General features: G+C 42.1%; 9 protein-coding genes. 6 read left to right on the top strand and 3 right to left on the bottom strand.

From position 1 onward, the window contains the following. The first annotated feature begins 784 nt into the window (after positions 1–784). The 5 genes from merTP to RB622_RS29455 all read left to right on the top strand — a co-directional run bounded on the left by merTP (position 785) and on the right by RB622_RS29455 (position 7,259). Complete coding sequence (gene merTP / locus RB622_RS29475; protein WP_308050426.1) at positions 785–1,372, top strand: mercuric transport protein MerTP; 588 nt, start codon at positions 785–787, stop codon at positions 1,370–1,372. A 6-nt stretch (positions 1,373–1,378) separates the two neighbouring features. Continuing rightward, positions 1,379–1,585 carry a GDCCVxC domain-containing (seleno)protein gene (locus tag RB622_RS29470; protein ID WP_308050425.1) on the top strand — a complete coding sequence of 69 codons (207 nt, stop codon included), beginning with the start codon at positions 1,379–1,381 and terminating at the stop codon, positions 1,583–1,585. An 803-nt stretch (positions 1,586–2,388) separates the two neighbouring features. Beyond that, positions 2,389–4,554 carry a TonB-dependent receptor gene (locus RB622_RS29465; RefSeq protein WP_308050424.1) on the top strand — a complete coding sequence of 722 codons (2,166 nt, stop codon included), beginning with the start codon at positions 2,389–2,391 and terminating at the stop codon, positions 4,552–4,554. 338 nt (positions 4,555–4,892) lie between these two features. Then, positions 4,893–6,911: a KUP/HAK/KT family potassium transporter gene (locus RB622_RS29460; protein ID WP_308050423.1), complete on the top strand. Its 2,019-nt coding sequence runs from the start codon at positions 4,893–4,895 to the stop codon at positions 6,909–6,911. 216 nt (positions 6,912–7,127) lie between these two features. Next, the gene (locus RB622_RS29455) at positions 7,128–7,259 is read left to right on the top strand and encodes a hypothetical protein (RefSeq protein ID WP_308050422.1); all 132 of its coding nucleotides are present in this window, start codon (positions 7,128–7,130) and stop codon (positions 7,257–7,259) included. Positions 7,260–7,578: 319 nt separating this feature from the next. Here RB622_RS29455 and hflX read toward each other — a convergent pair whose 3' ends face one another. The 3 genes from hflX to RB622_RS29440 form a co-directional block, all read right to left on the bottom strand. Further along, positions 7,579–8,823, bottom strand: a complete 1,245-nt coding sequence (gene hflX / locus RB622_RS29450; protein ID WP_308050421.1) for a GTPase HflX — start codon at positions 8,821–8,823, stop codon at positions 7,579–7,581. Positions 8,824–8,900: 77 nt separating this feature from the next. Further along, a complete protein-coding gene (locus RB622_RS29445; protein WP_308050420.1) occupies positions 8,901–9,263 on the bottom strand; it encodes a hypothetical protein in 363 nt (120 codons plus the stop codon). A gap of 15 nt (positions 9,264–9,278) precedes the next feature. Beyond that, a complete protein-coding gene (locus RB622_RS29440; protein WP_308050418.1) occupies positions 9,279–10,250 on the bottom strand; it encodes a GNAT family N-acetyltransferase in 972 nt (323 codons plus the stop codon). A gap of 605 nt (positions 10,251–10,855) precedes the next feature. On the opposite strand from RB622_RS29440, the gene RB622_RS29435 reads away from it, so the two are divergent. Further along, positions 10,856–11,635, top strand: a complete 780-nt coding sequence (locus RB622_RS29435) for an AraC family transcriptional regulator (protein WP_308050416.1) — start codon at positions 10,856–10,858, stop codon at positions 11,633–11,635. The last annotated feature ends 102 nt before the right edge of the window (positions 11,636–11,737 follow it).

The following is an 11,737-nucleotide window of genomic DNA, read 5'->3' as shown; positions in this document are numbered from 1 at the left end:
GAAGACTTTTCAGAGATGTTGAGAAAACCATAGAATCTTCTGAGGCAATGCTTGAAATTGCCTATTTATCAATTTTCTTAAACAGAATGACAAAATAAATATCCAAAACATACTCTAAGCTGTGATGGTGAAAAGTCGTTGCTTATCTTATTTTCAAAAATATGCCAGAAAAAAAATGCTGGTATAAAAAACGTAAAAACATGTCCAAGCCCGTGTACAAACATTCTGAGATACCATTGATCCAGATATTTCGATGATGGTGAAGGATTCGTCTCATATGAGAATGGTGTCAGCTCAAAAAAATGAGTGATAAGTAAATTAATACCCATGCCCAAGGACATGCTCATTAGTAAAATCCCTAGGAGAAGTAACACCGAACTACTTTTTTGCATCTGGAGCGTTTTGAGCGAGTTGCACGATTGATTTCAACGATCGCAAAAGTCGAAAATTTGTAGCTAAGATCAATTTGTTTAAATGGTAGTCATGTTCTTTCTCAACTTTTTCCGAGGCCATTTGTCAGTCTTCGAAAACGGTACATCGATAAAAACATCACATCCATTTTCTCGCGACTTTCTCGGATGGACTCCTTCTGTGATCTCAGTTGGTATTATCTGATTTCACCCTTCTCTGGTAGTACTAATCCTTCAAGCTTGTTTTAAATAACTATTGCAGTGGACTTGCAACAATAAACCGGACAAACGATCTTTTATTCGATCATACCGGATCAGGAAAGTGTCATCAACCAGTTATTTGTAAGTATTCCTAATCAAGAAAGTATAGCCGTATGAAAGCGCCTAAAATCACCGCCAATGCCGGTATACTCACTACATTGGCAAGTTCTGTTTGCTGTATTGCACCGTTACTGGCGATGGTGGCGGGAACAAGCAGCCTGGCAACAACTTTTGATTGGATTGTGCCTGCACGACCCTATTTTATTATTGGAACGGTATTGATTCTGGGTTTTGCCTGGTATCAGCAGTTGAAAACAGTTTCCGAAGTCTCATGTAATTGCGAACCTGAAAATAAGCCATTTGTGCAAACTAAAATGTTTTTAAGCCTGGTAACCCTTGCATCTGTATTGCTAATTACTTTCCCAAGTTATTCAGGACTGGTCTATCCGCAAAAGCAGGAAGCACAGCAGCAAATTTCCAAGGCCGACCAAACAGCCTTTATTAAAATAAAAGGAATGACCTGTGAAGGATGCGAAGATCATGTTACACAGGAAGTCAATAAGTTAAAAGGAATACTGCAGGTTCAGGTGTCTTATAAAAACGGCAATGCAACCGTTAAATATGACAGTAAAAAAACGTCCCTGGCTAAAATTAAAAAGGCAGTCGATGCTACCGGTTATAAAGTCGTTGAAACAAACTAGGCAGTTATGAACTTAATATTGGAATCTGTAATAACTTGCCCTCATTGCGGCGCCGAACACGAGGAAACAATGCCTGTTAACGCGTGCGTATATTTTTACGAGTGTACAAATTGCAAAACATTGTTAAAGCCTGCTGCCGGGGATTGCTGTGTATTTTGTACCTATGGAACCCGGAAGTGTCCGCCGATCCAATTGAATAGGTCCTGCTGTTGACTAAACGATATCAGGATTTAAGAAAATGACAGGAACAATCTCGGCTCTTCCTGTTAAAAATATGGAGGAGTTTGTTAAGTGCTGTTCTGAAAACTTGGGTTTTACAGCATTTTGTTTTGACGACAGCTTTGCCAAAGTAGTGCCGGACCCAATTGAGATCCGCCTTTGAGCATCTGAGGCTGCAAGGAGGAAAAGTAAAGGCTACCCAATTTTCAACCCGGCCGAAAGTTTTCTGGTAATTACTTTCAGGATTGAAGGCCAGGGTATTGTCAAATTAGCGTAAGCTTGGATATAGCATCAAGAAGGATCAGTATTACATTCCAATCAACACTGAAATTCATGCGATATGGGTGTGTGAAATAAAATGCACGGCAATAAATTTTGCTAATGGTTCATTGCCCTGTACATTTGAAGTATGAAATGGTTTGTTTATCTGTTATCGCTTTACCTACTGACGCTTTCCGGGTTTACCTGCAAAGCTGATAGTGATTGCTGTAAGGATGAGATCAGTCAGCAAGCGGGTACTGGCCATCACGATGATGACCACAAAACACATAGCGCGTGCGTGCCATTTCTTGCATGTGGAGCTTGCAATAGCATTTTGCCAAACCAGATCTCGGTAGAACTGCCTGGTGAAATCGTTGCCAGCCAAACTGTCCCCTTCCATTATTTTGAATCTGCCTGGACAAATGCGTCGGAGGCAATTTGGCAGCCTCCAAAGATAATCTGACACTTTCTTTTTGTTTGGTGGGAAAGCTATGTTTTCCCCTCAGATTATTTTTGTCTACTCTTTTAAATTTCAAATGAAAAAAGCATTTGCCGTTGTGCTATTGCTGCTGACTAGCAGTATGGCCATAGCGCAGCATACATTGACTGCCATAATCCGCGACGCGGAATCAAAACAACCATTGCCGGGTGCTACCGCGAAGATTTCAAAAACAAATATTGGTGCCACAGCTGATGAGAAGGGCTTTGTTAGCTTGACAGGCATACCAAGCGGTGTTGGCCAAGTTACTTTCAGTTTCGTCGGCTACCAGTCTAAGCAACAAAGTATCCCATCCCTCGCTAGCGATACACTTATTGTGTTGTTGGAAACCGATGATGAAGAATTGGATGAAGTTGTCATTTCATCTACGCGCAGTTCGCGCACCATCCAAAGCATTCCCACGCGGGTAGAGTTTATCGGCGGCGAAGAGCTGGAAGAAAAGGGAAATATGAAGCCGGGAGATATCCGGATGATGCTCAACGAAAGCACAGGAATCCAGACCCAGCAGGTATCGGCAACATCCGCCAATTCAAGTATCCGTATCCAGGGACTTGATGGTCGTTATACCCAGGTATTGAAAGATGGCTTTCCATTGTATGCCGGATTTTCAGGTGGGCTTGGATTACTTCAAACACCACCCCTTGATCTCAAACAGGTTGAAGTAATCAAAGGGGCGTCTTCCACGCTGTATGGTGGCGGGGCGATTGCAGGGCTCGTTAATCTGATCTCGAAAGCGCCAGGTGAAGCACGCGAGCTGCGTTTTCTCATCAATGGTACTTCGGCAGGCGGTCTGGATCTGAACGGGTTTTATAGTCAGAAATTTAACAAGGTCGGACTTACCCTTTTCGCATCCCGAAACAGCAGCAGAGCCTATGACCCATCTGACCAGGGCTTTACAGCAATTCCAAAAACAGAACGCTATGTTTTCAATCCAAAGCTATTTATGTATTTCAATGACCGGACACGGTTAAACTTAGGGATCAATACGGTTTTTGAGGACCGTACCGGAGGGGATATCAATTTTATCAGGGATAAAGGCGATGCTGTTCACAGCTATTTTGAAAAAAACAAAAGCAAGCGTTTTTCAACCCAGCTAAACTTTGAGCACGATTTCAGTGAGCAAAACCGGTTGACAGTAAAAAACTCGGTTAATAGCTTTGACCGCAAGATTAGCATTCCGGGTTATGTGTTTGACGGGAAACAGTTGTCTTCCTATTCCGAGGTTTCATACAATAGTAATAAAGACCGCCTTGACTGGGTTGCAGGGGCGAACCTGTACACCGATCAGTTTAAGGAATTTCCAACCGATAACTTTGTCAAAAGGAATTATACCCAAAACACGGTCGGAGCATTCGTTCAGAACACCTGGCAAACCGCATCATGGCTGAAAATAGAAACAGGTCTGCGCGGAGATTATGTCTTTGATTACGGCTTTGTACTGCTGCCACGGATTTCCGGGCTCTTCAAAATTACGAACGAGCTGAGCTCGCGACTTGGTGGTGGTCTGGGATATAAGACGCCAACAATTTTCACGGAAGAAACCGAGCGGAGACAGTTTCGTGCCGTTTTGCCAATTAACCCAGATGCCAACAAGCTGGAAAAATCGTATGGTGCCAACTTTGATATTAACTATGCTACGCACCTGGGCGAGCTGAGTTTTAGTCTGAATCACTTGTTCTTCTACACCCGGATTAACAATCCTCTACTGCTGCAAACTTCCAGAGATGTAAGCGTATTCAGACTGGTAAATTCTGACGGATTTGTCGATACCAAAGGAACAGAGACAAACCTGAAACTTGGTTATGGCGATTTCAAGCTTTTTGTTGGGTATACCCTTACGGACGCACTGTTGCATGAGGGTGGTTCCAAACGGGTGAACCCATTGACGGCTAAACACCGGCTGAACAATGTGCTGATGTACGAGGTGGAAGATAAATGGAAAATAGGTCTGGAAGCCTATTATTACAGTAAACAGACGCTCAGTGACGGGACGAAGGGGAAATCCTATTGGATCACAGGATTTATGGCTGAACGTCTTTGGGAGAAGTTTTCCCTGTTTATCAACTTCGAAAATTTCACCAACACACGCCAAACCAAATTTGGCTCTATCTACAATGGAACCATTACAAATCCTGTTTTCAAAGATATTTATGCCCCACTGGACGGTTTTGTCATCAACGGTGGAATTAAATTGAATTTGTAAATTTTAGGCGGTAAAGGCATGGGGCACCTGGTCTTTACCGCAATTTTTATGATAGCCTATTGACCGTGGACAATACTCCATGGTTTACCTTTGCATTAAAAACATGAAGGCATTTATCACCAACGTGTTGGCTTGCCTGATCTTCAAGCTGATTTTTCAACCTGAGAATTGCCCATTTCTCTTAAAATGGGTAATTCTCAGGAAATCAAGCAAATGGTTTATCTGGTTATGGAACTGGATAAGCTTCAACCTTAGATTGCGTACAAGACAAACAAACCGCGTTTACATAACTAAAATCAAATGGCACTTATAATTTTCTGACAAATCATACCAAAATAATGCCTAAGCTCTTACTTTTGGGTAAAGTTGAGGCTTACATCATTTTTAACGATAACAAACACTATAATTTGAATCACGACAACATTCAACAATTTCACAAACAGGTAAAACTTGCTGGTTTACTGATTTCAACCGGCATTGTGTTTGGTGATATTGGTACTTCGCCCCTTTATACCCTTAATGCGCTGTTTCATCCGGGAGAGGTGGTTGACCCGGTCAAAGCACTTGGGATTTTAAGCTGCATCATTTGGACACTCACCCTGCAGACTACTTTAAAGTATATTCTTATAACCCTTCAGGCGGATAACAACGGAGAAGGCGGTATATTTTCACTGTATACACTGATCAGGAGGTACTTCGGGAAATGGTCTATTGTACTCGCCGTGATGGGAGGGGCATTCTTGATTGCCGATGGGATTATCACGCCCCCAATTTCAGTCTCCTCGGCCATTGAAGGACTTCAAAAAGTGTATCCGGAGCTTAACACTGTCCCGATCGTTATCGCCATAATTGTTCTGCTTTTTGTTATTCAGCAGCTTGGTACGCAGCAAATAGGCAAGTTCTTCGGACCTGTGATGCTTGTATGGTTTTCATTTATCGGTATTATTGGCCTGCGCTCCGCGGCGTCGAATTTAGCTGTTTTTAAAGCGCTCAATCCATATTATGCTTATGAGCTCCTGGCTCACTATCCTGCCGGATTCTGGTTGCTGGGCGGCATATTTTTGTGTACGACTGGTGCAGAGGCGCTCTACAGTGACATGGGCCATGTTGGCCGAAACAATATCCGTGTTAGCTGGATATATATTAAAATTACGTTGGTACTTTCTTACGCCGGACAAACAGCATGGTTGATTGACAATGGGGTGGCCAATGAAATCAGCCCTTTTTACAATATCATTCCCGAGGCGATTTATATCCCGTCGGTGATACTGGCTTCGATGGCCACCGTGATTGCCAGCCAGGCATTGATTAGCGGATGTTTCACTTTGGTAAATGAAGCGATAAGGCTTGGTCTCTGGCCACGAAATAAGGTGATTTTCCCGGGGTCAATAAAGGGGCAAATGTATATTCCTTTCTTTAACTGGTTTTTGATGAGCGCTTGTATCCTGACTGTTCTTTATTTTCGGGAGTCGAAAAATATGGAGGCGGCCTTTGGCTTATCGGTCACCTTGACCATGCTGATCACTACCTTTTTAATCTCTCTTTATCTGAAAATAAGGCGGGTGCCGGTGGTTGTCATTACACTCATTACAGCATTGTTTCTTTCAGTGGAAATATCGTTTTTGATAGCCAATCTGCAAAAGCTTCACGAAGGGGGATGGATTATGCTCGTCGTTGGTGGACTTCTGACCGTTGTCATGCTAACCTGGTACAATGGAAAAATGGCTCAGTCCAAATTGATCGCTACCTCACAGCTGTCGCCGCTGGTGCTTCAAAAATTAATGGACTTAAGTACAAATGCAAAGATCAGGAACCATGCCACAAACCTGATATACCTTACTTCGACTGAGAAGCCCGGTTACGTCGAAAGGAGAATTCTTGACTCAATATTTAATGCTCCGGCAAAAAGAGCTGATGTTTACTGGTTTTTACATGTACACGTAACGGACGAACCTTATACGATGCAATACGAAGCGAAGGTTTTGGCGCCAAATGATGTATATCAGGTGGTGATTCGGATCGGTTTTCGTATAGAACCCAAGGTTGATTTATTTTTCCGAAAGATCGTTACCGAATTAATTCAGCGAGGAGAACTGAACTATGAAAAGACGGAGGAGAAAAAATATGATCGTCATGATTTTGGTGACTATCGGTTCATGATTACCAATTCCTTCCTGTCCTATGATAACAACCTGCCTTACTGGAAAAATCTGCTGATCAAATCCTATTACAATCTAAAACTTCTGGGTGTACAGGAGGATGTTAACTTCGGACTGGATGCCAGCAACGTTGTGTTTGAAAGGTATCCACTGGTATTTGAAAAATCAGATGAGGTACGATTGGAAAGAATTCAATAAGGTAACCTACACGGTATTTTTTGAGCATCTTTTCGCTTTCTCTTTTTTACTTTATCCAGATATCACTTTCAAAATGATAAAACTTATCATTTTGAAAGTGATATTTTTTTATAAAAGTAGATATTTTTTATATAATTTATTGATTGTTAGTGCTTTAATTTAGTTTGCTTGGCTGTGGTATACCATTTGTAATCATTGGTTCAAACATCTAACATCATGGAACGAACGTATCGATCTAACAGACAATTGGTAAGGCTCAGACAAAAAGTGAAGCCTGTTTACTGGTTTATCATGCTTTATGGTTTTATAGCGCTTTCAGGAATTGTTTATCAGGTTTTAAGCAAGTAGGCTGATCAGTGGTTAGCCGGTACGGTTTTTATTTCTAATGAAGCAATACCGATTTTACGATTGTTGCACTAATTATTTTTTTGACGAAGAAGTGCTATGCAGTTTCATATTTGCAGTGCTAATAGGGGTGACGAGGGGCATATTCCGCTCTGTCAATCGCAACTTCGATTGTGGCGGAAGGCATACTAAGAAGGAAGCTTAAAAGACGGACTGGGTTTTAAAGCCGGTATTGGCGTCTGTGAGAAAGGAGTAATCGAGTAAATCAGATTAAGAAGGCAATAGTTAACAGACCTGGCGATTAATGATGGCCAGGTCTTTCTTATTTTTCGCGTTCTATATTTGAAACCAAGTCTGGATCTGCCCGGTCAGGATGAATTTCTAGGTGTTTTTGCTGAATCAGTGCAAACAACATCTGCTTTAATTCAAGTAGGTTTTCTTTTTTTTCGGCAGAGATATACACCGTATCTGTAACCATTTTATTGACGTAGCTTTTTCTGAATTGATCCAGCGAAGTCGTTGTGGGCTGATCTTGGCATCCATCGGAATTTAATAGCGCGTTGGAATCCGTGGATTTGTATATGTCAATTTTGTTGAATACCAGTAACGTTGGTGTGTACCATGCCCCTAATTCCGCCAGTGTTTTGTTAACGACCTCAAGGTGTTCTGAAAATGAAGGATTGGAAATGTCTTCAACCAAAAGTAGTATGTCGGCCTCCCGAACTTCATCAAGGGTTGACTTAAAGGATTCAATCAGTGTCGCCGGTAGCTTGCGTATAAAACCAACGGTATCGGTCAGAAGAAATGTAATGTTGTTTAACTGAACCTGGCGAACGGTGCTGTCTATCGTGGCAAAAAGTGTGTTTTCAACATGTACATCGGCTTTTGACAACTGCCGCATTAAGGTGGACTTGCCTACATTCGTATACCCCACCAGTGCTACCCGAACCAGGCGGTTGCGTTCCTTGCGGCGGGTTTGGCTTTGAACATCCACCTTTTCCAGTTTATCTTTAAAAAAGGCGATCCTGTCTTTCACCATCCTTCTGTCCGTTTCCAGTTCTGTCTCGCCCGGGCCGCGCGAACCTGTTCCAGCACCACCTTGCCGACTCAAATGCGTCCACATACGGCTTAGGCGGGGATACATATATTGGCATCTGGCCAGCTCAACAGCAAGCTTGGATTGAGCAGTCTGCGAGCGCATGGCAAAAATTTCCAGTATCAGAAATCCCCGGTCAATGATTTTTATGTCCCCTAATACCTGATGCAGGTTACGCACCTGCGCCGGTGAAAGATCATCGTCACATATGATCATATCTACCGGGTTGGCATTTATGAAAGCCGCGATCTCTTCCAGTTTCCCTTTTCCGACGTAAGTCCGGATATCGGCGTGTTGCAGTTTTTGAATAAAGGAATGAACTGTGTTGACCTGTATCGTTTCGGCCAGGAAAGCCAGCTCTGAGAGATATTCTTTTGTTTTTTCGGTGTTTTGTTTTTGTGTGCTTACGGCGATTAAAACGGCTTTTAGCTGTTTGACCGATGTGTCAAATAGTTCTTTTTTACTGATCATATTCGTGTTTATTAAATAGGCTGGGTTAAACTTTAATGAATGCGGCCCACGGTTGAGATCTTGTATAACATGTAGGGCTAACTTGCCCCTTGCAGGCTGTTGATAATGGTAACGGCAAAAATTAGGCAAATACCCAGGTTCACCAGGGATGCCATCAGTATCTCATGTTTGGCGGAGCCGTTTTTAAAGGGCATAAGTCTGAGGTAAATACAGATGACGGAAACAACCAGGTAACAGGTGACCATTAACTTGATATCCTCCCAGATTTTACTTTTACTGATCCAAACGGCTTTTGACTGGGTCAGGCTTTCGGTGATCACGAAGCGATCCGGCAATTTATAAATCAGGGCCCCACTGTAGAGGACCGTAAATAAAATCACGGCAAAGGTCAGCAGGTTAAGAACCTGAAGGTATCTGATGTATTTCCGATACGTTTTCATAAAATTTTTTTATGACTATTTAAAATGTTCCATCTCAGATTCATTCTCCTGCTCTTCGGCTTCTTCCGCCGGTGTGTACAGCATGGCCGTGCAGAAGCAATTTTTTGTACCCTTTTCAAGCAGGGCTTGGTAGTTGACACAGCTTTTACAGCCTTCCCAAAACTTCTTTTCCTGGGTAATTTCGGCGTAGGTGACCGGTGCAAATCCCAGCCGGGTGTTCATTTTCATGACGGCAGATCCGGTGGTGATGCTGAAAATTTTGGCCAGTGGATATTGTGCCCGGGATAAATCGAAGATGCTTTGTTTGAGGGCCTTTGCCACGCCGCATTGCCGGAAATCAGGCGAAACAATCAATCCCGAATTCGATACGAATGCATTGTTTTCGTAAGTTTCCAGGTAACAGAAGCCTACCCACTGGTTTGTCCGTGTTAAAGCGATGATGGCCTTGCCTTCGATCATTTTTCGGATCAAAGACAGGGGGCTGCGCCTGGAAATACCGCATCCTCTGGCCAGGGCAGACGTATACATTTCTTGCGTGATGGCCTTGGCGAAAATCCAGTCCTGACGGCCCGCCGGTCGGATGATGATGTCGGTGGAAGCTCCCGTATTTTCTTTTTTGGGACTGTTTTTACCAGCTCTTTTTTCGACCTGGTGCAAGAAGATCTGGTAAAAGTCTTCCGGAATAAAGAATTTCAGCCTTTTCTTTTCGGCATCGTCTTTTTGGACGAAGGGCAGAAAAGAGTAAATGAAGCTTTTTTCAACGGCAGTTCTGACGAGTGTGTCGCCCTGGGTCAGCAGACGTCTGGCCAGCGAAAAACACTTCCGGGACAAATCAAGGTTGTAGTCGGTAACGGCTTCTTTGGAGAAATCCAGCAATCTTTGAATGGATTTGTGAATGTCGTTGCCTAATGCACTTCTTTTATATAAACGGGCTAATTGAGGAAATTCAGATTCGATCAGGCTGATACCTTCGTACTGGGTAATCATGGTTAAAAGTATATGGGTTGATTGTAAACCCAACGATTAAATATCTGTGCCCCAATAGCGAGAAGGTGTGAGTTTGTTTTTAATTAGCTTTTAGTCAGGGCTTTGTATTTTAATTATTTATGGACGGGTCATCGCCTGGCGTATCAAAATGATAGGGATTATCATTTTGAATCCTATACCGGTGACCTTGATCGTGGAGACTATCGGTGCGCTACTTTCAAACCAGCCGGCAGGTAATGAACTAGGGGTGGCACTTGCCTGGTGTGTCGGAATTATGCTCCTGGCTTATGTCTTAGCGATGGGAGTGTATAACACCGGGTGTAACAGATTGTTTTTGTTTGGCTGGTAAATGCTGTCAAGGAGTTCAGGGCTCCGCAGGTTAACTGGAAAATGGTATTGGAAATAATTCTTTTTTGTAGTTGATTTCGCGGGGAGCTGCCCATTTTGTGGAGGCATTTGTTTAGAATACTGGAAAATTCGGTGAAACTGCCCCCCCCAATTCGGAAGTTTATGACCTTCAAAGTGTAGAACTGAAAAGTTTACTTAATGAATGACAGATAAAAGTATGATTTTTGACACGACAAAATAGCATCGACAGTATTTGTATGAAAGAAATTAGCATAAGACAAATTAAAGAGCCTGATTTTTCTGAGGGTTTTAGTATTCGGAACATCGGTACATTGCTCTCCGAAAAAGATTTGGTGCAAGAGTTGCACAGGCACAATTTCTTTTTTGTTTTGTTTTTAGAAAATGGGAAGGGTGAACACTATATTGATTTTATCGATTATCCTGTTGATGACTATTCTGTTTTTTTTATGCGACCTGGACAAGTGCATCGACTCACGTTAAAGCAGGGTTGTAAAGGGTATTTAATCCAATTTAACCGTGACTTTTATTCGCCAAAAGAAGAGCCTGTTAATTTCGTTTTGAGAAAAGTAAGTCATAAAAATCACTGCCCGCTTTCTGTTGAAAAATTTAGAAAATTATTATCACAGTTATCTTTCATTTTTGAAGAATATAACCAAAAACAAGACCACTACAGGGAAGTTATCAAAGCAAGTTTGGAAATTCTCTTTATTGAATTGGTAAGACAGAGCAGGAGCCCCAAAGAAATTAAAAATGACGGGAATCAATATTCCCAAAATCAATTGGAAGAATTTTTGGAGCTATTACAAAAGCATATTGTGACACATAAACAAGTGAAACAATATGCCGAGACGATGCACCTCACTACATTTCAATTAAACAAAATAACCAAAGAAACTGTGGGTAAATCCTGCTCGCAACTCATTAAAGAGCAAATTGTACTTGAAGCAAAAAGAAACCTGTTGGCTACCACCAATCAAGTAAATCAAATCGCTTTCGATTTAGGGAGTGTAATCTAAACTCTGTCTGGTCGTCAAAGTTGATTCAAATTTAATTTTTCTTTTCGATTTCAAATGTTTTTTTTGCTTGCTATTGAGTTTGTCAAGGGCGGCTGAGGCACG

It is taken from the genome of Dyadobacter sp. LHD-138 (assembly GCF_030929615.1).
GTDB lineage: Bacteria > Bacteroidota > Bacteroidia > Cytophagales > Spirosomataceae > Dyadobacter.
Note: the sequence above shows the minus strand (reverse complement) of the source record. Positions and strands in the feature narration are given on the sequence as shown.

Bases quoted from the DNA above. Each gene is read 5' to 3' on its own strand.
- RB622_RS29465 (WP_308050424.1), top strand. From the start codon at position 2,389: ATGAAAAAAGCATTTGCCGTTGTGCTATTGCTGCTGACTAGCAGTATG.
- RB622_RS29440 (WP_308050418.1), bottom strand. From the start codon at position 10,250: ATGATTACCCAGTACGAAGGTATCAGCCTGATCGAATCTGAATTTCCT.
- RB622_RS29470 (WP_308050425.1), top strand. From the start codon at position 1,379: ATGAACTTAATATTGGAATCTGTAATAACTTGCCCTCATTGCGGCGCC.
- RB622_RS29445 (WP_308050420.1), bottom strand. From the start codon at position 9,263: ATGAAAACGTATCGGAAATACATCAGATACCTTCAGGTTCTTAACCTG.
- RB622_RS29460 (WP_308050423.1), top strand. From the start codon at position 4,893: ATGCCTAAGCTCTTACTTTTGGGTAAAGTTGAGGCTTACATCATTTTT.
- hflX (WP_308050421.1), bottom strand. From the start codon at position 8,823: ATGATCAGTAAAAAAGAACTATTTGACACATCGGTCAAACAGCTAAAA.
- merTP (WP_308050426.1), top strand. From the start codon at position 785: ATGAAAGCGCCTAAAATCACCGCCAATGCCGGTATACTCACTACATTG.
- RB622_RS29435 (WP_308050416.1), top strand. From the start codon at position 10,856: ATGAAAGAAATTAGCATAAGACAAATTAAAGAGCCTGATTTTTCTGAG.
- RB622_RS29455 (WP_308050422.1), top strand. From the start codon at position 7,128: ATGGAACGAACGTATCGATCTAACAGACAATTGGTAAGGCTCAGACAA.